This window comes from Micromonospora sp. NPDC000442 (assembly GCF_042898635.1).
Classification (GTDB): Bacteria; Actinomycetota; Actinomycetes; order Mycobacteriales; family Micromonosporaceae; genus Micromonospora.
The window spans coordinates 361,206-384,594 of record NZ_JBIAYZ010000003.1; the positions used below are offsets into that span (position 1 = coordinate 361,206).

19 protein-coding genes are annotated in these 23,389 nt (G+C 71.9%); 12 read left to right on the forward strand and 7 right to left on the reverse strand.

Features of this window, described 5'->3' with window-relative positions; genetic code table 11:
• Positions 1-233: 233 nt before the first annotated feature.
• Positions 234-1,442: a DUF349 domain-containing protein gene (locus tag ACFY2A_RS06610; protein ID WP_363917242.1), complete on the reverse strand. Its 1,209-nt coding sequence runs from the start codon at positions 1,440-1,442 to the stop codon at positions 234-236.
• 262 nt (positions 1,443-1,704) lie between these two features.
• Here ACFY2A_RS06610 and ACFY2A_RS06615 point away from each other — a divergent pair, with 262 nt between their 5' ends.
• From ACFY2A_RS06615 to dapF, 3 genes are read left to right on the forward strand one after another with little or no spacing between them, the layout of a single operon-like run.
• Positions 1,705-2,436: a class III extradiol dioxygenase subunit B-like domain-containing protein gene (locus tag ACFY2A_RS06615; protein ID WP_387169298.1), complete on the forward strand. Its 732-nt coding sequence runs from the start codon at positions 1,705-1,707 to the stop codon at positions 2,434-2,436.
• On the forward strand, positions 2,319-3,350 hold the full coding sequence (miaA, locus tag ACFY2A_RS06620; RefSeq protein WP_387169301.1) for a tRNA (adenosine(37)-N6)-dimethylallyltransferase MiaA: 1,032 nt from the start codon (positions 2,319-2,321) through the stop codon (positions 3,348-3,350). The genes ACFY2A_RS06615 and miaA overlap by 118 nt, the downstream gene beginning before the upstream one ends.
• A gap of 7 nt (positions 3,351-3,357) precedes the next feature.
• On the forward strand, positions 3,358-4,197 hold the full coding sequence (gene dapF / locus ACFY2A_RS06625; protein WP_387169303.1) for a diaminopimelate epimerase: 840 nt from the start codon (positions 3,358-3,360) through the stop codon (positions 4,195-4,197).
• Between the two features lie 134 nt (positions 4,198-4,331).
• Here dapF and ACFY2A_RS06630 read toward each other — a convergent pair whose 3' ends face one another.
• On the reverse strand, positions 4,332-5,804 hold the full coding sequence (locus ACFY2A_RS06630; RefSeq protein ID WP_387169306.1) for an NAD-dependent malic enzyme: 1,473 nt from the start codon (positions 5,802-5,804) through the stop codon (positions 4,332-4,334).
• Between the two features lie 175 nt (positions 5,805-5,979).
• Between ACFY2A_RS06630 and hflX the strand changes: the two genes are divergently transcribed.
• Together hflX and ACFY2A_RS06640 are read left to right on the forward strand one after the other, a co-directional pair.
• The gene (gene hflX, locus ACFY2A_RS06635) at positions 5,980-7,428 is read left to right on the forward strand and encodes a GTPase HflX (protein ID WP_387169309.1); all 1,449 of its coding nucleotides are present in this window, start codon (positions 5,980-5,982) and stop codon (positions 7,426-7,428) included.
• Positions 7,429-7,492: 64 nt separating this feature from the next.
• Positions 7,493-9,196, forward strand: coding sequence for a hypothetical protein (locus tag ACFY2A_RS06640; RefSeq protein ID WP_387169312.1), 1,704 nt, complete (start codon positions 7,493-7,495; stop codon positions 9,194-9,196).
• Between the two features lie 53 nt (positions 9,197-9,249).
• On the opposite strand, the gene lexA is transcribed toward ACFY2A_RS06640, so the two are convergent.
• Positions 9,250-10,032 (reverse strand): transcriptional repressor LexA, encoded by a 783-nt coding sequence (gene lexA, locus ACFY2A_RS06645; RefSeq protein ID WP_387169315.1) that lies wholly within the window; start codon positions 10,030-10,032, stop codon positions 9,250-9,252.
• 553 nt (positions 10,033-10,585) lie between these two features.
• Between lexA and nrdR the strand changes: the two genes are divergently transcribed.
• Both nrdR and ACFY2A_RS06655 read left to right on the forward strand, forming a co-directional pair.
• Positions 10,586-11,074, forward strand: a complete 489-nt coding sequence (gene nrdR / locus ACFY2A_RS06650; protein ID WP_387169318.1) for a transcriptional regulator NrdR — start codon at positions 10,586-10,588, stop codon at positions 11,072-11,074.
• A gap of 66 nt (positions 11,075-11,140) precedes the next feature.
• Positions 11,141-14,020 carry a vitamin B12-dependent ribonucleotide reductase gene (locus ACFY2A_RS06655; RefSeq protein ID WP_387169321.1) on the forward strand — a complete coding sequence of 960 codons (2,880 nt, stop codon included), beginning with the start codon at positions 11,141-11,143 and terminating at the stop codon, positions 14,018-14,020.
• Between the two features lie 120 nt (positions 14,021-14,140).
• On the opposite strand, the gene ACFY2A_RS06660 is transcribed toward ACFY2A_RS06655, so the two are convergent.
• Positions 14,141-14,596: an HIT family protein gene (locus ACFY2A_RS06660; RefSeq protein WP_387169324.1), complete on the reverse strand. Its 456-nt coding sequence runs from the start codon at positions 14,594-14,596 to the stop codon at positions 14,141-14,143.
• Between the two features lie 142 nt (positions 14,597-14,738).
• On the opposite strand from ACFY2A_RS06660, the gene ACFY2A_RS06665 reads away from it, so the two are divergent.
• On the forward strand, positions 14,739-15,689 hold the full coding sequence (locus ACFY2A_RS06665) for a DUF2332 domain-containing protein (protein WP_363917264.1): 951 nt from the start codon (positions 14,739-14,741) through the stop codon (positions 15,687-15,689).
• Between the two features lie 225 nt (positions 15,690-15,914).
• Here ACFY2A_RS06665 and ACFY2A_RS06670 read toward each other — a convergent pair whose 3' ends face one another.
• Both ACFY2A_RS06670 and ACFY2A_RS06675 read right to left on the reverse strand, forming a co-directional pair.
• Positions 15,915-17,183 (reverse strand): RNA polymerase sigma factor, encoded by a 1,269-nt coding sequence (locus ACFY2A_RS06670; protein ID WP_387169327.1) that lies wholly within the window; start codon positions 17,181-17,183, stop codon positions 15,915-15,917.
• On the reverse strand, positions 17,180-17,521 hold the full coding sequence (locus ACFY2A_RS06675; protein WP_363917268.1) for a YciI family protein: 342 nt from the start codon (positions 17,519-17,521) through the stop codon (positions 17,180-17,182). The genes ACFY2A_RS06670 and ACFY2A_RS06675 overlap by 4 nt, the downstream gene beginning before the upstream one ends.
• A gap of 91 nt (positions 17,522-17,612) precedes the next feature.
• Here ACFY2A_RS06675 and ACFY2A_RS06680 point away from each other — a divergent pair, with 91 nt between their 5' ends.
• Positions 17,613-17,852 carry a DUF5522 domain-containing protein gene (locus ACFY2A_RS06680; RefSeq protein ID WP_363917270.1) on the forward strand — a complete coding sequence of 80 codons (240 nt, stop codon included), beginning with the start codon at positions 17,613-17,615 and terminating at the stop codon, positions 17,850-17,852.
• Between the two features lie 9 nt (positions 17,853-17,861).
• Here ACFY2A_RS06680 and ACFY2A_RS06685 read toward each other — a convergent pair whose 3' ends face one another.
• On the reverse strand, positions 17,862-18,551 hold the full coding sequence (locus ACFY2A_RS06685; RefSeq protein WP_387169331.1) for a metal-dependent transcriptional regulator: 690 nt from the start codon (positions 18,549-18,551) through the stop codon (positions 17,862-17,864).
• 98 nt (positions 18,552-18,649) lie between these two features.
• On the opposite strand from ACFY2A_RS06685, the gene ACFY2A_RS06690 reads away from it, so the two are divergent.
• From ACFY2A_RS06690 to ACFY2A_RS06700, 3 genes are all read left to right on the forward strand, one after another.
• Positions 18,650-19,513 (forward strand): sulfurtransferase, encoded by an 864-nt coding sequence (locus ACFY2A_RS06690; RefSeq protein ID WP_387169334.1) that lies wholly within the window; start codon positions 18,650-18,652, stop codon positions 19,511-19,513.
• Positions 19,514-19,615: 102 nt separating this feature from the next.
• Entirely contained in the window at positions 19,616-20,797 is a 1,182-nt protein-coding gene (locus ACFY2A_RS06695; protein ID WP_387169337.1) for an acetoin utilization protein AcuC, read from the forward strand.
• Between the two features lie 29 nt (positions 20,798-20,826).
• Entirely contained in the window at positions 20,827-23,385 is a 2,559-nt protein-coding gene (locus ACFY2A_RS06700) for a GNAT family N-acetyltransferase (protein WP_363917278.1), read from the forward strand.
• Positions 23,386-23,389: the final 4 nt, after the last annotated feature.

Below are 23,389 nucleotides of genomic sequence, written 5' to 3' on the forward strand. Positions count from 1 at the left end.
GAGGCTGCCGTGCCCGGCGGCAGCGATGCCGTGGCGGTCGCAGGATGCGCCCTGCCGTGGGATGAACTGGTCGGAATGGCTCCCGTGCCTCGCCCCTTGCCAGGGCAAGCGCTTTCCCAGGTAATCACAGATCGACGTCGATGTAAATGTCGTACGCTAACATCGCGGCGACCTGCGAAAAGAACGATGCCCCCGACTCCCGTGGAGGGGAGCCGAGGGCGTCGACGGTTTCGTCAGCCGGCCTGCTCGGCCAACTGGAGGAACTGGCGCTTCGAGGCGAGCGCCTGCTCGGCCTCCTTGATCCGCCGAGGGTCGCCCGCGGCCTGCGCCCGGGCCAGCCGCTCCTCTGCCTCCGCGACCTGCGAACGCATCTGGGCCAGCAGCGGATTGTCCTCCCGGCTGGTCCGCCGCCAGGCCGAGTCCATCACCTCGCGGACCTTCTCGTCGACCGCGCGCAGCCGGCGCTCCAGCCCGGCGGCCGCCTCGCGCGGCACCCGACCGGCCTCGTGCCACTGCGCCTGGATCTCCCGCAGCTTCGCCTGGGCGCCCTTCGGGTCGCCGTCGACGTCGAGCGCCTCGGCCTCGGCGAGCAGCGCCTGCTTGCGCTCCAGGTTCGCGCGCTGCTCGTTGTCCCGGGCGGAGAAGACCTCGCTACGGCGGCTGAAGAAGGAGTCCTGGGCGGCCCGGAACCGCTCCCAGAGCCGCTGCTCGGCCTCCTTCGACGCGCGCGGCGCGGCCTTCCACTGCGTCATCAGGTTCTTCAGATGGTTGGCCGTCGCCGCCCAGTCGGTCGATTCGGCGACCTTCTCAGCCTCGGCGACCAGTTCCTCCTTGACCGTCTGCGCCTGCTTGCGCTGCGCGTCCAGGGAGGCGAAGTGGGCGCCCCGGCGGCGGGTGAAACCGTCCCGCGCGGCCGCGAACCGCTTCCACAGCTCGCCGTCGGTCTTCTTGTCGACCCCCCGGATGGCCTTCCACTCGTCGAGGATCTCCTTTAGCCGGTCACCGGCGGTCTTCCAGCCGGTCGACTCGGCAGCCAGCTTCTCGGCCTCTTCCACCAGGGCGGTCTTGCGGGCGAGGGCCTCGACGCGAGCGGCCTCCTTCGCCGCCCGGGCCTCACCGGCCTTTTCCTCGGCCACGGTGGCGAGCTTGTCGAGCCGGGTCGCCAGGGCGTCGATGTCGCCGACGACGTGCGCCTCGGCGAGAGAGGCGCGGATCCGTCGGATGGTGGCGAGCGAGTGGTTGGCGTCCGCCGCACCGGAATTGAGCCGTGCCTCGGTCAGATCCACCTCGGTCACCAGGTCGGCGAAGCGGCGTGCGAAGTGTGCCAGCCCTTCCTCCGGTGCTCCCGCCTGCCAGGATCCGACCACCCGCTCGCCCTCGGCGGTCTTGACGTAAACGGTGCCGTCCGCGTCCACCCGTCCGAAGGCAGTCCAGTCGCTCATGTGCCCATCCTCGTTCTCCCGGCACCAGGGAGCAGCCTCCCGGGCGCCGCCACGGCGCAGCCAAGTTTCTCCGGGCATTGTCACAGGTGCGCCCCGGTCCGCGTCGAGCGCCTATCGCCGACCGTGACCATACGGTGTCCTAGGGCCTGTCTGGGCCATCCGACCGGCGTGCCGCTTTCGACCGTACGGCGTACGTGCGGCGCGACGGTCCTCTCCGGCGGCACGCGGCCACCCGGCCGAACCGGGCCGCTACGGTTGCCTGGTGCCACTGGTCGCCGCCGCCGTCTGCCCCCACCCGCCACTGCTCGTCCCCGAGATCGCCGGCGCCGCCGCGTCCGAGCTGGACGACCTGCGTACCGCCTGCGACACCGCCGTCGCCCGGCTGCTCGACTCGGGAGCGCGTACCGTCCTGGTGATCGGAGCCGGCGACCGCAGTGCCGACCTCGACCTTCCGTTCCGGGGCAGCTTCGCGCCGTGGGGAGTGCCGCTGGAAGTGCACCTCGGCAACCACCCCGACGGGCTGGTGGGCACCGACCGGCTCCCGCTCGGCCTGCTGGTCGGTGCCTGGCTGCTCGACCGGCAACCGACGGCCAGGACCCGCGGCATGGGCTGGCGGATGACGACGGTCGGGGTCGACGAATCGGTCGAGACCTGCGCCGACCTCGGTGCCCGGCTCGGCTCGACCCAGCCGTGGGCGCTGCTGGTGATGGGGGACGGTTCGGCCTGCCGGGGGGAGAAGGCGCCCGGCTACGCCGATCCGCGCGCGGAGGCGTACGACGAGACGGTCGCGCGGGCCCTGGCCGACGCGGACGGCGACGCCCTGCTCGGCCTGGACGCCGACCTGTCGGCGCAGCTCAAGGTCGCGGGACGGGCGCCGTGGCAGGTGCTCGCGGGTGCCGCGCGGGCAGCGGGCGGCCAGTGGCGCGGCGAGCTGCGGTACCACGCCGCGCCCTACGGGGTGGGCTACCTCGTGGCGAACTGGGAGCGGTCGTGACCGCCCCGGGTGTCGTGGTCGCGGTCGTCGGGCCGACGGCGGCCGGCAAGTCGGCTCTGAGCATCGCGCTGGCGCACGCGCTCGACGGCGAGGTGGTCAACGCCGACTCGATGCAGCTCTACCGGGGTATGGACATCGGTACGGCGAAGCTCACCGTCGCCGAACGTGACGGCGTGCCGCATCACCTCCTCGACATCTGGGAGGTCACCGAGCCGGCCAGCGTGGCGGAGTACCAGCGGCTGGCCCGGGCGGCGGTCGACGACGTCCTCGCTCGGGGCCGGGTGCCGCTGCTGGTCGGTGGGTCCGGGCTCTACGTGCGGGCGGTGCTGGAACAGTTCGAGTTCCCCGGCACCGACCCGGCGCTGCGACAGCGCCTGGAAGGCGAACTGGCCGCGCTCGGGCCGGCGCCGCTGTACGCGCGGCTGCGCGAGGCCGACCCGGTCGCGGCGGCCGGCATCCTGCCCGGCAACGGCCGGCGCATCGTGCGCGCGCTGGAGGTGATCGAGCTGACCGGTGGGCCGTTCACCGCGGCGCTGCCGGAGCCGACGCCGTACTACCCGGCGGTGCAGATCGGCGTGGACCTGGACACCGCCCTGCTCGACGAGCGGATCGCGCTGCGGGTCGACCGGATGTGGACCGACGGGCTGGTCGCGGAGACCCGGAAGCTGGTCGAGCGCGGCCTGCCGCAGGGGCGTACCGCGAGCCGGGCGCTCGGCTACCAGCAGGTGCTGCGTTTCCTGGGTGGGGAGCTGACCGAGACCGAGGCGCACGACGAGACGGTCCGTGCCACCCGTCGCTTCGTCCGCCGTCAGCGCTCCTGGTTCCGGCGCGATTCCCGGGTGAACTGGCTCGACTCGGCCGATCCGGGGCTGGTCGAGGCCGCGATGCGGATCCTCGGCGAGACTGCGCGATGATGGGGGCGTGGAGTTCACCAAGGGACACGGCACCGGCAACGACTTCGTGATCCTGCCCGACCCGGACGGCGCGCTCGATCTGACGCCCGAGCTGGTGGCGGCGATCTGCGATCGGCGGCGTGGCCTCGGCGGGGACGGCGTGCTGCGGGTGGTCCGCGCCGCGAAGCACGCCGACGGCGCTGCCCTGGCCGGCGAGGCCGAGTGGTTCATGGACTACTGGAACTCCGACGGCTCCTTCGCCGAGATGTGCGGCAACGGTGCCCGCGTCTTCGTCCGGTACCTGCTGGCCAGCGGGCTCGCCGTACCGTCCGGCGACGCACTGCCGGTGGCCACCCGGGCCGGCGTGGTACGGGCACGGGTCGAGGGCGACGCCATCGCCGTCGAAATGCGACGACCCCGGCTGTACGGTGCCTCCGCCGCCGCCCTGGGCGGACTGACCCTGCCCGGCACGGCGGTGGACGTCGGCAATCCCCACCTGGTCTGCCCGGTACCCGCCGGACTGGACCTGGCCGGGCTGGACCTGACCCGCGCCCCCGACGTCGACCCGACGGTCTTTCCCAGCGGGGTCAACGTCGAGTTCACCACCACCGGTGGACCGGTCCCCGGCGTCGACGCACACGTGCTGATGCGCGTCCACGAGCGTGGCTCCGCCGAGACCCTGTCCTGCGGCACCGGTGCCTGCGCCGTCGCTGCGGTGGCCCTACGAGACGCCGACCGGGAGACCGGCACTGTCGCCGTAGACGTCCCCGGCGGCCGCCTGACCGTGACCGTCACCCCCGACTCCTGCTGGCTCTCCGGCCCCGCCCTCCTCGTCGCCACCGGCCAACTCACCCTCCCCCCGGCCTGACCCGCGTTGACCCACCCACCCGCCCCCCCACTCGCGTTGATTATGAGGTTAGCGGCAGCTTGAAGATCGACAACTGCCGCTAACCTCATGATCAACACGGGTGGCGGGCGGGGGGTGGGGGCGGGCGGAGGCCGTCAGGGGGTGGCGGAGGCGGTGGCGGCGATCTCGGGGAGATCGGCCGGGCCGGGGTCGGCGGCGGGGGGTGGGGTGACGGTGGGGTTCTGGGCGGCGGCGCGTACGGCCGCGGCGACCGCCGGAGCCACCCGGGAGTCGAAGACGCTGGGCACGATGACCGTCGGGTTGATCTTTTCCTCGCCCACCACGTCGGCGATGGCCCGGGCGGCGGCGATCGCCATCTCCTCGGTGAACTCCTCGGCGTGCGCGTCGAGCATGCCCCGGAAGACGCCGGGGAAAGCGAGCACGTTGTTGATCTGGTTCGGCTGGTCGGAGCGGCCGGTGGCGACGACCGCGGCGTGCTTGCGCGCCTCCCGTGGGTCGACCTCCGGGTCCGGGTTCGCCAGCGCGAACACGATCGCGTCCTTCGCCATGGTGGCGATGTCGTCGCCGGTGAGCAGGTTCGGGGCGCTCACCCCGATGAAGACGTCGGCACCGGCCAGCGCACCGGGCAGGTCACCCGAGTAACCGTCCCGGTTGGTGTTCTCGGCCAGCCACCGCCAGGCCGGGTTGAGGTCGGCCTGGCCACGGTGCAGGGCACCCTGCCGGTCGTACGCGATGATGTCACCGACGCCCTGACGCAGCAGCAGCTTCATGATCGCGGTGCCTGCGGCACCCGCACCGGAGACGACCACCCGCACGTCCGCGAGCTGCTTGCCCACGACGCGCAGCGCGTTTGTCAGTGCGGCCAGCACGCAGATGGCGGTGCCGTGCTGATCGTCGTGGAAGACCGGAATGTCCAGCGCCTCGCGCAACCGGGCCTCGATCTCGAAGCAACGCGGCGCGGCGATGTCCTCCAGGTTGATTCCGCCGTACGCGGGTGCGATCGCCTTGACGATGGCGACGATCTCGTCGGTGTCCTGCGTGTCGAGCACCACCGGCCAGGCGTCCACCCCGCCGAAGCGCTTGAACAGCGCCGCCTTGCCCTCCATCACCGGCAGCGACGCGGCGGGACCGAGGTTGCCCAGCCCCAGCACGGCGGAGCCGTCGCTGACCACCGCCACCGTGTTGCGCTTGATGGTCAGCCGGCGGGCGTCGGCAGGGTTGTCGGCGATCGCCTGACAGACCCGAGCCACCCCGGGGGTGTACGCCCGCGACAGCTCGTCCCGGTTCCGCAGGGCGACCTTCGGAGTCACCTCGATCTTGCCGCCGAGGTGCAGCAGGAAGGTGCGGTCGGAAACCTTGCGCACGTCCACGCCGTCGAGCGCGCTGAGCGCGTCGACCACCTGGTCGGCGTGACCGGAGTCGGCGGTGTCGCAGGTCAGGTCGACGATCACGCAGGTCGGGTCGGAGTCCACCACGTCCAGCGCGGTGACGACCGCCCCGGCCTCACCCACCGACGTGGTGAGTCGGCCGATCGAGGAGGCGTCGGCGGGCACGGCGATCCGGATCGTGATCGAGAATCCGGCACTGGGCAGTCGGGTCGTGGCCACGCAGGTCCCTCCGTCGGCGCTGAACGGCTCGTCCGCATTTCTACTCGCCCGCCCTGGGCAGTCGGCATCCGCCCCCGCTCTCGCCGCTCTGTTGGCGGGCATATACCAGGTGCAGCGGGCGTTGACACATGTCAGGATTACTCGGTACGTGCACAGAACGGACAGGAGAGATCGCTTGCGAGACCAGGAGACCTACGTTTCCATCCCCGACGACGAGCTCGACACCACCACCGGCGAATACGAGCTCTCCGAACGGCAGGCACTGCGACGGGTCCCCGGTCTCTCCACCGAGCTGACCGACGTCACCGAGGTCGAATACCGACAGCTCCGGCTGGAGCGGGTGGTGCTGGTCGGCGTCTGGACCGAGGGCACCCAGGTCGACGCGGAGAATTCCCTCACCGAGCTGGCCGCGTTGGCGGAGACCGCCGGCTCGCAGGTGCTCGAAGGGCTCATCCAGCGACGCAACCGCCCCGACCCGGCGACCTACATCGGTCGCGGCAAGGTCGACGACCTCAGTTCGATGGTGCTCTCCGCCGGCGCCGACACGGTGATCTGCGACGGCGAGCTGTCCCCGTCCCAACTGCGCAACCTGGAGCAGCGCACCAAGGTCAAGGTGGTCGACCGCACCGCGCTGATCCTCGACATCTTCGCCCAGCACGCCAAGAGCAAGGAGGGCCGGGCGCAGGTCGAGCTGGCCCAGCTGGAATACCTCCTGCCCCGGCTGCGCGGCTGGGGCGAGACGCTGTCCCGGCAGACCGGTGGGTCGGGCCGGGGTGGCGGTGCCGGCGGTGGCGTCGGTGTGCGTGGTCCCGGTGAGACCAAGCTGGAGACCGACCGGCGGCGCATCCGCCACCGCATCGCCCGGCTCCGCCGGGAGATCAAGGCCATGCGGACGGTACGCGAGACCAAGCGCGCCCGGCGCACCCGCAACGCGGTGCCCGCGGTGGCGATCGCCGGCTACACCAACGCCGGAAAGTCCAGCCTGCTGAACCGTCTGACCGGGGCGGGCGTGCTGGTGGAGGACGCGCTGTTCGCCACGCTCGACCCGACCACCCGCCGGTCCACCACGTCCGACGGGCGGGTCTACACCCTGAGCGACACCGTGGGCTTCGTTCGGCATCTGCCCCACCAGATCGTCGAGGCGTTCCGCTCGACGCTGGAGGAGGTCGCCGAGGCGGATCTGGTGGTGCACGTGGTCGACGGTGCCCACCCCGATCCGGAGGAGCAGGTCCGGGCCGTCCGCGAGGTGCTCGGCGAGGTCGGCGCCGATCGGCTGCCCGAGCTGCTGGTGGTCAACAAGACCGACGCGGCCGACGAGGAGACCCTGCTCCGGCTCAAGCGGCTCTGGCCCGAGGCGGTGTTCGTCTCCGCACACCGCGGTCGCGGCATCGACGAGCTACGCGAAACGATCGAGCGGCGGCTGCCCCGCCCGGCGGTCGAGGTGCGCGTGATGCTGCCGTACGACCGGGGCGACCTGGTGGCCCGGCTGCACCGGCAGGGCGAGGTGCTCAGCACCGCCCACCTGCCGGAAGGGACGATGCTGCACGTACGGGTCAACGAGGCACTCGCGGCCGAACTGGCCCCGTACCACGACACGGCGCAGGCGGCCCGTATCACGCGGTGATCGCCTGCGGTGGCCGCACCGCCGCGTCACCCGATGGAAACCTGCGGCATGCGACACTTCTTTCATGCTCCGCACTGTTTCTTCCGTCACGGTTGCCCTCGGCCTGGTCGGGGCCACCGTGACGGTCACCGGTGCCGCGCTCGCCGCGCCCGGCTCGACACCCGCCAAGGCAGCGTCTTCCGTGGCGGCGGCCTTCCCGGCCGCCGTTGTGGGGCCGCCGGTCACGGCGGCGGGCAAGAAGCAGTGCTCGGTCACCGACTCGCGGCTGCGTGAGCTGTCCGGCCTGGTGGCGACGAAGAACGGCTACATCGTCGTCAACGACAGCAGCGAGCAGAACGACCGCAAGCAGGTCTTCTACCTCAACAAGGACTGCCAGGTCGTCCGCGAGGTCCCCTACTCCGGGGCGGGGCCGTTCGACACCGAGGATCTCGCCGTCTCCCCGGACGGCAAGACGCTGTGGATCGCCGACACCGGCGACAACGTGACAAGCCGCGAGCGGCGCGAGCGGGTGGCGGTCTGGAGCATGCCGATCGGCGGCGGCAGTCAGCCGAAGCTGCACCGGCTGTCGTACCCGGACGGCAAGCCGCGCGATGCCGAGGCGCTGCTGATCGGCGACGACAAGCTACCGATGATCATCACCAAGGTCACCGCCGGCAAAGCCGAGATCTTCACGCCGGACGGGGCGCTCAAGACCGGTAACACCGAGCCCGTGCCGATGAAGAAGCTCGGCGACATCGAGCTGCCGAGGACGGACACCGAGAACCCGCTGAGCACCTTCGGCCGGGTCGCGATCACCGGTGCGGCCCGATCTCTGGACGGCTCACGGGTGGTCCTGCGCACCTACGCCGACGCCTTCGAGTACGACGTCCAGAACGGCGACATCGTCACCGCCCTCACCACTACCACCCCCCGGGTCACCGCCCTCGCCGACCCGTTCGGCGAGGCGATCGCCTACTCGACCGACGGCAAGACGTTCCTGACCGTCTCCGACGCCGGCCACCTGGAGGACGACGACCCCGTCAACATCCTCAGCTACACCCCCTCCACCGAAGGGCCGAAGGACCTGGCCGGTGATCCCGACGCGGCACAGAAGTCCGGGCAGTCGTTCCTCGACGGGCTGACCCCGACCGACATCATGTACCTGATCGCCGCGGTCGGCGTGCTCGGAGCCCTGCTGGTCGGCGCGGGCATTTTCGGCATCCTGCGCGCCCGGAAGCGCCCGGCCCCGGCCGGCAGGAACCGCGACGGCGACGATGACGGCGCTGCCGCGAAGCGTAAGGGCGACGGATTCGGCCCGGCCCAGGACCGGGGCCGTGGCGGGGTGTACGGCGGGGCGGCGGCCGGTGGCGTCTACGGGGGCGCGCCGGCTGGCGAGCGGCCCGGCGGTGGCGCACGCCCGGGCGGCGGCGTGTACGGCGGCGGTGGCCGACCGGCCGCCGGCAACGGTGCTCGCCCGGGGCAGGGCGGCGGCGTCTACGGCGGTGGTGGCCGGCCCGGCGGTGAGGGTGCTCCCGTCTACGGCGGGAGGCCGGGCGGTGGCCGACAGTCCGGTGGCGGTGGACGCCCCGGCGGTGGGGTCTACGGCGGCAATGGCGCACGCGGCGGCGGGCAGCCCGGCGGGGGAGGGCGCGCGGAGCCACCCCGGCGTGGTGGTCCGGCCGAGCCGGACTACCGGGGGAGACGCTCCTCTCGGTACCGGGAGGACGACGGCGAGCCGTACGGTCAGGTGCGCGGTGGCAACTACGGCTACCGGGGCGACCGGTACTGATCTGACGACCGGTACTGACCTCGGGCCGGTACCGGTCGCCGCAGACCGCCGAGTCAGATGCGGCGCAGCACCGCGACCACCCGACCCATGATGGTGGCGTCATCGCCGGCGATCGGATCGAAGGCCGGATTTTGCGGCATCAGCCAGACGTGACCGTCGCGTCGGCGGTAGGTCTTCACGGTCGCCTCGCCGTCCAGCATGGCGGCGACGATCTCACCCGAGTCCGCGGTCGGCTGTTGCCGGACGACCACCCAGTCGCCGTCGCAGATCGCCGCGTCGAGCATCGAGTCACCCTTGACCTGGAGCATGAAGACCTCGCCCTCGCCGACCAGCTCGCGCGGCAGCGGGAAGACGTCCTCCATCGACTGCTCGGCGAGGATCGGCCCACCGGCGGCGATGCGACCGAGCATCGGGACGTAGGCCGGGGTGGGCCGCTGGGAGCGGGTCAGCTCGTCGTCGACGTCGTTCGGGGAGCGGACGTCGACCGCCCGGGGGCGGTTCGGGTCGCGTCGGAGAAAGCCCTTCTTCTCCAGCTCCTTGAGCTGGTAGGCGACGCTGGACGGGGAGACCAGCCCGACCGCCTCACCGATCTCGCGCACGCTCGGCGGGTAGCCGTGACGCTCCACCCAGGTGCGGATGAAGTCCAGGATGCGTCGCTGCCGGGCGGTCAGGTCGACCGTCGCCGGGTCGGGGAAGCTGCTGACCACCGGGGTCACCGGGCGCACGGTCGGCTGACCGGAGCGGGCACGGGTGACACTCCGGCGTCGGGCGGCCGGGGGGCCCGCCTCGACGCTCTGCTGCGGGCTCTGTGGCCGGTTGGCCCGGTCCTCGGTCACGTCCGTCCTCCCTGGTCGGCGCTGAGTGCCTCGGCGGCTCGTGGTGCGCACGGTGATCTGCTGGCCGGTGGGTCGACCATGGTCACCTCCGGCTGTTCATGACCGTATAGGTGAGATCGGTCTTTTTCAAACATCTGTACGACCTTCCACCGCGTGTCGATGCGGAAAATCAGCACGGCTCCCGCCCCGTACTGATAAATAGTACGGGTGTTCGAGTGGATGGGAATTGTCAATGCTCCCGCCCGACGGGGTGGTAACCGGTGCGGCCGGGTTCGCGTTGGGTTCTCCGGTTGCGGAGAACGGGTGGTGCGGGTGAGGTCTGAGGTGACGCGCCGGACACGCCGGCCAACTTGACCCCGGATCGCCGGCGACATACGGTCAACCCCTAGATGTAGTAGTCACATGGGCGTAAGTTGCCTACAGGTTGGGTTCGACTACCGACCGCACTCCCGTACCGCCAAGCTGGCGGCCATCCTGCGGGATGGCTCCGGCTTACCGAGGCGTGCCCGGAGCGCGGGCGGACGGACCTGTGGTCGATCAAGGAGGTCGGGCGATGCGGTGTCCGTACTGCCGGCACGCCGACTCCCGGGTGGTCGACTCGCGCGAGGCCGACGACGGCCAGCTGATCCGGCGGCGGCGGTCCTGCCCCGAGTGTGGCAAGCGGTTCACCACGGTCGAGGAGGCGGTGCTCGCCGTGGTCAAGCGCAGCGGCGTGACCGAGCCGTTCAGCCGGACGAAGATCATCGGCGGGGTGCGCAAGGCGTGCCAGGGTCGGCCGGTCGACGAGGATTCGATCGCGCTGCTGGCGCAGCGGGTCGAGGAGACCGTCCGGGCCAAGGGGGCGGCCGAGATTCCCAGCCACGAGGTGGGGCTGGCCATCCTGGGTCCGCTGCGGGACCTGGACGAGGTCGCCTACCTGCGGTTCGCCAGCGTCTACCGGTCGTTCGACTCGCTCGCCGACTTCGAGCGGGAGATCGAGACGCTACGGGCTGCGGCGCGGGCCCGAGAGGCTGCCGGTGCCGAGCCGGCCGGCGCGCAGTGAGTTTTCAGCAGTACCAGTGACAGTCGGATCGCGCGGCGGGCCCGCGCGGACGAGGGGGCGGATGAGATGCCGGGGGACGGTGTGACGACAAGCAGGTCACGAAGCAAGGCGGGCGCGGGGCTCAAGGTCGAGCGGGTCTGGACGACCGCGGGGGTGCACCCGTACGACGAGGTCAGCTGGGAGCGCCGCGACGTCGTGATGACGAACTGGCGGGACGGCTCGATCAACTTCGAGCAGCGAGGCGTGGAGTACCCGGAGAGTTGGAGCGTCAACGCGGCCAACATCGTGACCACCAAGTACTTCCGGGGCGCGGTGGGGACCCCGGAACGCGAGTGGTCGCTCAAGCAGTTGATCGACCGGGTGGTCACCACCTACCGCACCGCCGGTGAGGAGTACGGCTACTTCGCCTCCCCGGCCGACGCCGAGGTCTTCGCGCACGAGCTGACCTGGATGCTGCTGCACCAGGTGTTCAGCTTCAACTCCCCGGTCTGGTTCAACGTCGGCACGCCCTCACCCCAGCAGGTCAGCGCGTGTTTCATTCTCGCCGTCGACGACTCGATGGACTCCATCCTGGACTGGTACAAGGAGGAGGGGCTGATCTTCAAGGGTGGCTCCGGCTCCGGGGTCAACCTGTCCCGGATCCGTTCCTCCCGGGAGTTGCTCTCCTCCGGCGGCACCGCCTCCGGCCCGGTCAGCTTCATGCGCGGCGCCGACGCGTCCGCCGGCACCATTAAGTCCGGCGGTGCCACCCGGCGGGCGGCCAAGATGGTCATCCTCGACGTCGACCACCCCGACATCGAGGAGTTCGTGGTCACCAAGGCGCGCGAGGAAGACAAGATCCGCGCGCTGCGCGACGCCGGGTTCGACATGGACCTCGGCGGTTCCGACATCGTCAGCGTGCAGTACCAGAACGCCAACAACTCGGTCCGGGTCTCCGACGAGTTCATGTCGGCGGTGGAGAACGGCGGCAGCTTCGACCTGCGCGGCCGGCTCGACGGGCAGACCATCGACACCATCGACGCCAAGAACCTGTTCCGCACCATCTCCCAGGCCGCCTGGGAGTGCGCCGACCCCGGCCTCCAGTACGACGACACCATCAACGACTGGCACACCTGCCCGGAGACCGGCCGGATCACCGCGTCGAACCCGTGCTCGGAATACCTGCACCTGGACAACTCCTCGTGCAACCTGGCCTCGTTGAACCTGATGAAGTTCCTCCGCGCCGACGGCGGCTTCGAGGTGGAGAAGTTCGTCAAGTCGGTCGAGCTGGTCATCACCGCGATGGACATCTCGATCTGCTTCGCCGACTTCCCGACCGAGAAGATCGGCGAGACCACTCGGGCGTACCGGCAGCTCGGCATCGGCTACGCCAACCTGGGCGCCCTGCTGATGGCCTCCGGCCTGCCGTACGACTCGGACCAGGGCCGCTCGCTGTCGGCCGCGATCACCTCGCTGATGACCGGCACGGCGTACCGCCGCTCGGCCGAGCTGGCCGGCATCGTCGGCGCGTACGACGGTTACGCCCGCAACGCGGAGCCGCACAAGCGGGTGATGCGCAAGCACGCCGCCGCCAACGACGAGATCAAGCCGTCCGGCACGGTGGCCACCGCGGTGGTCCGCGAGGCCACGAAGCAGTGGACGCTCGGCAACAAGATCGGTGACAAGAACGGCTGGCGCAACTCCCAGGCCAGCGTGCTCGCGCCGACCGGCACCATCGGCCTGATGATGGACTGCGACACCACCGGCGTGGAGCCGGACCTGGCGCTTGTCAAGTTCAAGAAGCTGGTCGGCGGCGGCTCGATGCAGATCGTCAACCAGACCGTGCCGCGCGCCCTGCGCTCCCTCGGGTACCCGGAGGAGCAGGTCGAGGCGATCGTCGAGCACATCGCCGACCAGGGGCACGTGGTGGACGCCCCCGGCCTCAAGCCGGAGCACTACCCGGTCTTCGACTGCGCCATGGGTGAGCGTTCCATCGCGCCGATGGGTCACGTGCGGATGATGGCGGCGGTCCAGCCGTTCATCTCCGGCGCCATCTCCAAGACGGTCAACATGCCGGAGCAGGCGACCGTCGAGGACGTCGAGAAGATCTACTTCGAGGGCTGGAAGCTCGGCCTCAAGGCGCTGGCGATCTACCGGGACAACTGCAAGGTCGGCCAGCCGCTGTCGGCAGCGAAGAAGAAGGTTGCCGAGCCGGAGGCGACCGCCACCGCCGTCGAGCCGGTGGTGGAGAAGGTCGTCGAGTACCGTCCGGTGCGCAAGCGGCTGCCGAAGAAGCGCCCCTCGGAGACGGTCAGCTTCTCCGTCGGCGGCGCTGAGGGTTACCTCACCGCCTCGTCGTACCCGGACGACGGCCTCGGCGAGGTCTTCCTCAAGATGTCGAAGCAGGGCTCCACTCTGGCCGGCGTGATGGACGCCTTCTCGGTGGCCATCTCCATCGGCCTGCAGTACGGCGTTCCGCTGGAGACGTACGTCAGCAAGTTCACGAACATGCGCTTCGAGCCGGCCGGCATGACCGACGACCCGGACGTGCGGATGGCCGCCTCGGTGATGGACTACATCTTCCGTCGCCTGGCACTGGACTTCCTGCCCTACGAGCGCCGCGCCGAACTGGGCATCTTCACCGCCCAGGAGCGGGCCGCCCAGTTGCGGGCCGAGGCCGAGGCGGAGGCGAACGGCACCGACCTCACCGCCATGGCCGCCTCCGCTCCGGTGGAGAGCAAGCCGGAGGAGCCGAAGGCCGGCCCGGTCGCCCAGCCGGCCCAGGAACTCGCCGACGTCGCCGCGGTCAAGCCGGCACCGTCGGTCGGTTCCAGCACCGAGCTGCTGGAGGCCGTGATCGGCAAGGCCGCCGACGCGCCGCTCTGCTTCACCTGCGGTACGAAGATGCGCCCCGCCGGTAGCTGCTACGTCTGCGAAGGCTGCGGCTCCACCAGCGGTTGTAGCTGACCCGAGTACGCGACGAGCCCCGGGCGGAGCACCGTCCGGGGCTCGTTCGGCTCCTGGCACCTTGGAGCGGAACCGCCCTCCCAGGGGTACTTTTTTACCAAGACTGGTCGAGCCGGCGCTTCATGGGATGGATTCGGTAGCGAGGTGTCCGCGCAGCTCGATGGCGAGGGTGTCCATGTCGGCCTCGGGGACACGCTCGTCGGGTGGCGCGTGGAGGTAGGCGAAGGCACGCGGGCCTCGGTGGTCGAGTGGGATGTCCGCCGGGCGCGGCACCACATGGAAGTGGACGTGCGCGAAGCCGGCCTGTTCGGCGTACTGCATGACGTAGGTCTTCACGCAGCCGGTGACGGCGGTAAGCGCCCGGGAGAGCCGGACCTGCCAGGTGCCGAGGCTCGCCGCCTCGGCGTCGGTCAGTTCGGCTATCGAGGTGACGTGCCGGCGGGGGACGAGCACCAGCCAGCCGGGTAGCCGGCTGTCGAACGCGTGCACCACCCGCCAGTGCTCGTCGGCGTCGACGCGTTCCCGTGGCGGCAGCGAGTCGAACCGCTCCTCGCTACGACACACATGGCAGTCCACCCCCGCACCGTATCGAGCGACGACCACGGGATCTTGGCGCGAAACCGCCCTCGGAGGGGCAGCTTCGCACCAAGATCCCGTGACGAGCGGCGGCGATGAAGGTCACCGTTCTCCGGGAGCGGATTGTTGCGATGATCGGGTCATGACGATCGCTGAGCGCTACGTCAGGTTCGCCGAGCGCGAGGCGCGCGGGGTCTCTCCCTCGTACGAGCGGCTGGCCCGCTCGGTGTCCGGCGACGAGGAACTGCTCAGTCTGCTCGGCACCCTGCCGGAGGCCAAGCAGCAGCCGAACCTGTTGTTCGGGGTGGTACGCCTGCTCGGCGGCCCGGTCGACGAACCGGCCGCGTTCCGTGACTACACGCTGGCCAACTGGTCGACGGTCGAGGCGGAGATCCGCACCCGGGTCACCCAGACCAACGAGGCCGGCCGCTGCGCCGTACTGCTGCCGTTGCTCGCGGCGCTGCCGCAGCCGCTGGCGCTGCTGGAGGTCGGTGCCTCCGCCGGACTCTGTCTCTACCCGGACCGGTACGCCTACCGCTATGCCGGCAGGACACCCGGTGGTCACCTGATCGGCGCGGGGGAGCCGGTGCTCGATTGTGTGGTCACGAACCTGACGCCGCCGGACCACCGGCCGGAGGTGGTGTGGCGGGCCGGCCTGGACCTGAATCCCCTCGACGTGACCGATCCCGACGACGTGGCGTGGCTCGACGCCCTGATCTGGCCGGAGAACGAGCACCGCCGGGACCGACTGCGGGCGGCGGCGGCCGTCGCCGCCGCCGACCCGCCGCTGCTGGTGCGTGGCGACCTAGTCGACGACCTGCCGGCGCTGGCCGCGCAGGCACCGGCCGACGCCACCCTGGTCGTCTTCCACACCAGCGTGCTCTACCTGGTGCCGGCGCCGCGCCGGACGGCCTTCGCCGAGACGGTACGCGGGCTGCCCGGTCACTGGATCTCCAACGAGGGGCCGAGCGTGCTGCCGTATGCCGCGCTGCCGCAGCCACCGACCGATGCGCACCTCAACGTGCTCGCGCTCGACGGGCAGCCCCTGGCCTGGACCCGCGGGCACGGTCAGGAGATCACCTGGTTCGGTTAGCCGCCACGGCTGCGCTGGCCGTCGGCGGAGCAGGTGGTCCCGCAGCGACCAGCCACCGGTCAGGCACCAGAGCGCGATGACCGGGTCGCAGATCGCGCAGCCGACGAACCTCGCCCACCCTGCACGTAGCGCGTCGATCTTGCACTTTCTGTCGGGACGAAGTGGCTGAAGACGGCCATTTCGGCGACCACAAGTGCATGATCGACGGGCAGGGGGTGGGGAGCTTCAGGGGGTGGGCTCGGATAGGCGGGTGGTGAGGAAGTCGCGTTCGGCGTCGTTGTCGACCAGGTCGATGGCGGCGCGGTAGGCCTGGGCCGCCTCGGCGTCGCGGCCCAGTCGGCGCAGCAGGTCGGCCCGGATCGCCGGCACGTAGTGGTAACCGGCCAGTCGTGGGTCGCGGGCGAGGGCGTCGACCTCGGCGAGCGCCACGCCGGCTCCGTCCACCATCGACACCGCCACCGCCCGGTTCAACGCGACCACCGGTGAGGGCCAGCGGTCCAGCAACGCGTCGTAGAGTCGAACGATCTGCGGCCAGTCGGTCGCCTCGTAGCTGGGCGCGAGGGCGTGCAGTGAGGCGATGGCGGCTTGGAGCGCGTACCGGCCGGTCCGTCCGGTGCGGAACGCGTCGAGCACCAGGCGGTGTCCCTCGTCGATGGCGTCCCGGTCCCAACCGGAGCGGTCCTGGTCCTCCAGCCGCAGCAGCCGGCCCGTGGCGTCGGTACGGGTGGTCCGGCGGGCGTCGGTGAGCAGCAGCAGCGCGAGCAGCCCGCGTACCTCCGGTTCGTCGGGCAGGAGGGCCGCCAGCATCCGGGCCAGGTGCAGCGCCCGGTCGACCAGGTCGGCACGGACCAGGTCGCTGCCGGTGGGCGCGGTGTGTCCGGTGGTGTAGAGCAGGTGTACGACGGTGAGCACCGCGTCGAGCCGTTCGGGCAGTTCGGCGGCCTCCGGGACCCGGTAGGGGATCCGGGCGGCGGCGATCTTCTTCTTGGCGCGGGTGATGCGTGCCGCCATGGTCGGCTCGGGGACCAGGAAGACGCTGGCGATGTCGGCGGTGCTCACCCCGCAGACCAGGCGCAGGGTGAGCGCCACCTGCGCCTCCCGGGCGAGCGCCGGATGACAGCAGGTGAAGACCAGGCGCAGCCGGTCGTCCGGCACGGCCACCTCGTCCGGGACATCCGGTTCTGCCTGGTCCGGTTCCAGGAGCAGGGGCAGTTTGGTACGCAGCACCTGCCGCCGGCGCAGCACGTCGAGAGCCTTGCGCCGGGCGGTGGCGGTGAGCCACGCACCGGGCCGGTCCGGTACGCCGTCGCGGGCCCAGGCGTCGAGCGCGGCCACGTACGCCTCCTGGACGCTCTCCTCGGCGAGGTCGAAGTCACCGGCGACGCGCGCCGTGGCGGCGAGTACGAAGGTCCACTCGCGGCGGTGCGCGTCCGCGACGGCCCGTTCGACCTCGGCGGTCGTGGCCGGCCCGACGGTGCGCTCGCCGTCGCTCACTCGGCGGGCGGCTGGAACAGCGGCCGGACCTCCACCCCGCCGTGGATGGTGGCCGGGTTCAGCTTGGCGATCTTCACAGCGGTGTCCGGGTCGGGTGCCTCCAGGACGAAGAACCCGGCGACGACCTCCTTGGCCTCGATGAACGGGCCGTCGGTGACGAGGTCGCCGCGTACCGCGGTGGCGGTGGTGCTCGGTTGCAGCGCGAAGCCCGTCACGATCTGCCCGCCCAGTTCCGCCACCTGCGCGGGATACCGCTCCAGCAGGGCGACGTAGTCGGGGGTGAGGTCCATCGGGTCGGCCGGTGCCGGCGAGTAGATCAGGACTGCGTACTGGGCCATGAGGTCTCCTTCATCGACTTCATCCTCTGTCCCGCCAGTGGACGGGGCCAGCGCGGATCGACGCCGCCGGGGAAAACCTAGACTGCCGGTGATGAGCGAAGAACGACGGCCCCTGGCGGCCCGGCCACTGACCGAGCCGCACCCGTCGCGGTTGCCGCTCGATCACCCAGGCCGGCAGCGCATCCTCAGCGTGCACGCCGCCGCCCTCGCCGCCGGTGACGCCGGCTACCTCGACCCGGACACCGGGCTGTTCGTCCTCACGGCCGGGTTCCTGGCCCGCCGCGGCACCTGCTGCGGCCGGGGCTGTCGACACTGCCCGTACGTCAGCTGAGCGACGGGGTCAGGCGGCGGCGACGAAGACCCGGGAGGCGACCTCACGGGGCAACCGGACGCTCTCGCCGGAGCGGTCGATCGACACGGAATCGCGCTCCTGCGCCACCGTCACCGTGGCACCCGGGTCGACGCCGGCTGCGTGCAGTTGTCGGAGCACCTCGGCGTCGGTCTGTACGCTCTCGCAGATCCGCCGTACGACGACCGTGCCGGTCAGGCCGGGGAAGGCCAGGTTGCGCTCGCCGTCGGTCGGCTCGGGCTCGGCCTGGCCGGGCGAGCCCAGCTCGTCCAGGCCCGGGATCGGGTTGCCGTACGGCGACCGGGTCGGCCGATTGAGCAGGTCGTAGACCCGCTTCTCGACCGCGTCGCTCATCACGTGCTCCCAGCGGCAGGCCTCTTCGTGGGCCTCCTCGTAGGGCATCCCGATCACGTTGACCAGCAGCAACTCGGCGAGCCGGTGTTTGCGCATCACCGATACGGCGGTGCTGCGCCCCTGCTCGGTGAGGCTGAGGTGCCGGTCACCTTCGACGGTGAGCAGACCGTCGCGCTCCATCCGGGCGACGGTCTGACTGACCGTGGGGCCGCTCTGGCGCAAGCGTTCGGCGATCCGGGCGCGCAACGGAGGCACACCCTCCTCCTCGAGTTCGAGGATCGTACGCAAGTACATTTCGGTCGTATCGACCAGGTCGTGAGACTTCATGGTGTCAGCGGCCCTCCAGCCTTGATGGTACCCTCCCGGGCCCCGGACGTCTGTCGCCGAACCGTCGGGCATGTCACTCATGGTGTTGACTGTCGGCCATGTCTGCTACAGAGGATCTCCTGGTCGAGCCCGAGCGGCTCGCCGCCGAACTCGACGGTGCCGACCCGCCCACCCTGCTCGATGTCCGCTGGCGCCTGGCCGGGCCGCCCGGGCGGGACGACTATCTGGCGGGGCACCTGCCGGGCGCCGTCTTCGTCGACCTGGACACCGCGCTGTGCGGCGCACCCGGCCCGGCCGGGCGGCATCCGCTGCCCGAGCCGGACGATCTGGAGGCGGCGTTGCGGGCGGCCGGTGTGCGGGCGGGTCACCCCGTGGTGGTGTACGACGGCGGCGACGGCATGTCGGCGGCCCGCGCCTGGTGGACGCTGCGCTGGGCGGGGCACCGACCGGTCCGGTTGCTGCACGGCGGCTACCCGGCCTGGACGGCGGCCGGCCTGCCGGTCGGCACCGATCAACCTGCTCCGGCGCCGGGCGACGTGACCGTCCGCCCGGGAGCCCTGCCGGTGCTGGACGCCGCGGCTGCCGCCCGCCTGACGGCCGGCGACGGCGTCCTGATCGATGTGCGGGCCGCGCCCCGCTACCAGGGCGAGCACGAGCCGATCGACCCGGTCGCCGGCCACATCCCCGGTGCGGTGAATCTGCCCGCACCCGAGTACGTCGCCGAGGGACGCTTCCCGGCTGCGGAGGCGCTGCGGAGCCGCTTCGCCGCTGTCGGCGTTGCCGCCGAGGCTCCGGTCGGGGCGTACTGCGGGTCCGGGGTGACCGCGGCCCAGGCCGTGCTCGCGCTGCATCTGGCCGGCCGCACGGACGCCGCGCTCTACGTCGGCTCGTGGAGCAACTGGGTAGCCGACCCGGACCGACCGGTGGCCACCGGTCCGACGCCTGACCGGTCCGACGCCTGACCGGCCGCGTCGGCGATGCGGCGGGTGTCGAGCCGGGGCGGCGTCCGACCGTCGGAGGCCCGGCGACGCGCCGCCGGCCGGCCATCGTGCGACCATGGGCAGATGTCCGACGACACGGTGGTGGTGTGGGACGAGTCGCTGCTCGCCTACGACCTCGGTGACCACCCACTCGATCCGGTGCGGGTGGAGTTGACCATCGCCCTCGCCCGGGAACTGGGCATCCTCGAACGGGCCGGGGTGCGGCTGGTGCCGCCGGTGCCCGCCGATGACGCCCTGCTCACCCGGGTGCACGACCCGCGCTACCTCGACGCGGTCCGGATCGCGCCCCGCGACCCGCTCTTCGCCGGGTTCGGTCTGGGCACCTCGGACAATCCCGTCTTCGACCGGATGCACGAGTCCAGTGCGCTGGTCGCCGGGGCGAGCGTGATCGCGGCCGAGGCGGTGTGGCGGGGTACGGCCCGCCGGGCGGTCAACGTCGCCGGTGGCCTGCACCACGCGATGCCCGCCCGAGCCGCCGGGTTCTGTGTCTACAACGACCCGGCGGTGGCCATCGCCCGGCTGCTCGACCTGGGCGCGGAGCGCATCGCGTACGTCGACGTCGACGTGCACCACGGCGACGGGGTGCAGCAGATCTTCTGGGACGACCCCCGGGTGCTGACGGTCAGCCTGCACGAGACCCCGCTCGCCCTGTTCCCCGGCACCGGTTTCCCGGACGAGACCGGCGGCCCGAACGCCGCCGGCACCGCGGTCAACATTCCGTTGCCACCCGGGGTCGAGGACGCCGGTTGGCAGCGGGCCTTCCACGCGGTCGTGCCATCGGTCCTGCGGGCGTTCCGCCCACAACTTCTGTTCACCCAGTGCGGGGCGGACGCCCACCGCGTCGACCCCCTCGCCGACCTGCACCTGTCCGTCGACGGTCAGCGTGCCACCTATCTGGCGTTGCGGGCGCTCGCCGACGAGTTGTGCGACGGGCGCTGGGTGGCCACCGGCGGTGGCGGGTACGCCCTGGTCGAGGTGGTGCCCCGGGCCTGGACGCATCTGCTGGCGGTGGCCACCGGCACGCCGCTGGACCCGGCGACGCTGACCCCGCCGGCCTGGCGGGGACTGGCCACGGCCCGTCGGCCCGGCTTCGACGTGCCGCTGCGGATGACCGACGACGTCGACCCGGGCTACGAGCCGTGGCAGCCCACCGGAGAGCCGAGCGGGGTGGACCGGGCGATCGCGGCGACCCGGAAGGCGGTCTTCCCGCTGCTCGGCCTCGACCCCCACGATCCGCGTGACTGACTGAGCCGGCCGGGGGAGGGCGGTCCGAGGTGACCACAGCCGAACACGCCGTGGACGTGCTGCTCAGCGACGGCAGCACGGTCCAGTTGCGACCGATCGAGCCGTCCGACGCGCCCGAGATCGTGGCGATGCACTCCCGGTTCTCCGAACGCACCCGCTACCTGCGCTACTTCTCGCCGTACCCACGGATCCCGGAGCGGGATCTGCACCGCTTCGTCAACGTCGACCACCGCGACCGGGAGGCGTTCGTGGTGCTGGCCGGCGACCGGATCGTCGCGGTGGGCCGCTACGAGCGGCTCGGCCCGCAGTCGCCGGACGCCGAGGTGGCCTTCGTCGTCGAGGACGCCTACCAGGGGCGGGGTATCGGCTCGGTACTGATGGAGCATCTCGCCGACGCCGCCCGCCGGGCCGGGATCGTCAACTTCGTGGCCGAGGTGCTCCCGGCCAACGGGCAGATGCTGCGGGTCTTCGCCGACTTCGGGTACCAGATCCAGCGTCAGTTCGCCGACGGGGTGGTGCACCTCAGTTTCCCGATCGCGCCCACCGAGGCGACCCTGGAGGTGCAGCGCGGACGGGAGCACCGCACCGAGGCGCGCTCCATCGCCCGGCTGCTCGCCCCGCGTGGCGTCGCCGTCTACGGTGCCAGCGCCACCGGCCAGGGTGTCGGCGCGGCGGTGCTCGGGCATCTGCGTGACGGCGGGTTCACCGGGTCGGTGGTGCCGGTGCACCCGAGTGCCGCGCGGGTGGCCGGGCTTCCCGCGTACCCCTCGGCGGCCGATGCCGGGCTGCCGGTCGACCTGGCGGTGGTGGCGGTGCCCCCGGAGGCCGCCGCCGCGGTCGTCGCCGACGCCGCGGCGGCCGGGGTGCACGGCCTGGTCGTGATCTCCGCCGGCTTCGCCGAGGCCGGCGTCGAGGGTGCCGCCGCGCAGCGTGCCCTGGTCCGCGCTGCCCACGCCGCGGGCATGCGGGTGATCGGCCCGAACTGCCTGGGGGTGGCCAACACCGACCCGGGCGTACGCCTCAACGCCACCCTCGCCCCGCGCCTGCCGGTGCCGGGCCGGGTCGGCATCTTCAGCCAGTCCGGCGCGTTCGGCGTGGCACTGCTGGCGGAGGCGGACCGGCGGGGGCTCGGTCTGTCCAGCTTCGTCTCGGCCGGCAACCGGGCCGATGTCTCCGGTAACGACCTGTTGCAGTACTGGCAGGACGATCCCGGCACCGACGTGATCATGTTGTACCTGGAGACCTTCGGCAACCCGCGCAAGTTCGCCCGGCTGGCCCGGCGCATCGGCCGGGACAAGCCGGTGGTGGCGTTGGCCTCACCGGCCCGCCCGCCGGGAATGGGTGACGTCGCCGGCCCGGACTCCACGGCGGTCAGCGCACTGTTCGCCCAGTCCGGGGTGATCCGGGTGGACACCGTCGGCGAGCTGCTCGACGTCGGGGTGCTGCTGGCCAATCAGCCGCTGCCCGCCGGTGACCGGGTCGGCGTGGTCGGTAACTCCTCCGCGTTGACCGGGCTCGCGGCCACCGCCTGCGCAGCCCAGGGGCTCTCCGTCGCCGACGGCTACCCGCGTGACGTCGGGCCGAGGGCCAGCGCGGCGGAGTTCGCCGAGGCGCTGGCCGGGGCCGCCGCCGACGACTCGGTCGACGCGCTGGTGGCGCTCTTCGCCCCGCCGCTGCCCGGCCAGTTCACCGGCACCGAGGCCGACCTCACCGCCGCCCTGCCCGCGGCTCTCTCCGGTGGCAAGCCGGCGGTGGCCACCTTCCTCGTCGGTCGTGCCCCGGCCGGGATGCCCTCGTACCCGAGCGTGGAGGAGGCGGTTCGGGCGCTGGGCCGGGTCACCGCGTACGCGCGATGGCTGCGCCGGCCGACCGGAACCCTGCCGGAGCTGTCCGGCGTCGACCCGGGGGCGGCGCAGGCGGCGCTGCGGGCGGACGACACCGACGTGGCGGCGTTGCTGGCCGCGTACGGTATCGACGTGGTCGAGTCGGTGCCGGCCGCCTCGGTCGACGAGGCCGTCGAGGCCGCCGCTCGGCTCGGGTTTCCGGTGGCGCTCAAGGCCGCGTCCCCGGGGCTGCGGCACCGCCTCGACCTCGGTGCGGTCCGCCTCGATCTGCCGGACGCCGCTGCCGTGCGTCGCGCCTGTTCGGAGCTGGCTGTCGCCTTCGGTGCGGACGTCCTGGTGCAGCCGATGGTGCCGCCCGGGGTGGCCTGTGTGGTGGAGTTGGTCGAGGACCCGGCGTTCGGGCCGGTGGTCGGGTTCGGGCTCGGTGGGGTCGCCACGGAACTGCTCGGCGATCGGGCGTGGCGAGCAGTGCCGCTGACCGACCGGGACGCCGCCGAGCTGGTCGACGCGCCGCGGGCGGCGCCGTTGCTCCGTGGCCATCGGGGGGCCGCGCCGGTCGATCGCGCCGCTCTGGCCGACCTGCTGTTGCGGGTCGGTCGCCTCGCCGACGACCAGCCGCGGGTCCGGGCGCTGACGCTGAACCCGGTGCTCGCCCGACCCGATGGTTTGTCGGTGCTGCACGCGAACGTCCGGATCGGCTCCGCCGCCGTGCCGCGCCCCGACACCGGCCCCCGCCGGTTGTGAGTGG

Coding starts and splice junctions, on each gene's coding strand:
- nrdR (WP_387169318.1), top strand. CDS start 10,586: ATGCGGTGTCCGTACTGCCGGCACGCCGACTCCCGGGTGGTCGACTCG.
- ACFY2A_RS06640 (WP_387169312.1), top strand. CDS start 7,493: ATGCTCCGCACTGTTTCTTCCGTCACGGTTGCCCTCGGCCTGGTCGGG.
- ACFY2A_RS06610 (WP_363917242.1), bottom strand. CDS start 1,442: ATGAGCGACTGGACTGCCTTCGGACGGGTGGACGCGGACGGCACCGTT.
- ACFY2A_RS06680 (WP_363917270.1), top strand. CDS start 17,613: ATGAGCGAAGAACGACGGCCCCTGGCGGCCCGGCCACTGACCGAGCCG.
- ACFY2A_RS06685 (WP_387169331.1), bottom strand. CDS start 18,551: ATGAAGTCTCACGACCTGGTCGATACGACCGAAATGTACTTGCGTACG.
- ACFY2A_RS06695 (WP_387169337.1), top strand. CDS start 19,616: ATGTCCGACGACACGGTGGTGGTGTGGGACGAGTCGCTGCTCGCCTAC.
- ACFY2A_RS06665 (WP_363917264.1), top strand. CDS start 14,739: ATGACGATCGCTGAGCGCTACGTCAGGTTCGCCGAGCGCGAGGCGCGC.
- ACFY2A_RS06675 (WP_363917268.1), bottom strand. CDS start 17,521: ATGGCCCAGTACGCAGTCCTGATCTACTCGCCGGCACCGGCCGACCCG.
- ACFY2A_RS06655 (WP_387169321.1), top strand. CDS start 11,141: ATGCCGGGGGACGGTGTGACGACAAGCAGGTCACGAAGCAAGGCGGGC.
- ACFY2A_RS06690 (WP_387169334.1), top strand. CDS start 18,650: ATGTCTGCTACAGAGGATCTCCTGGTCGAGCCCGAGCGGCTCGCCGCC.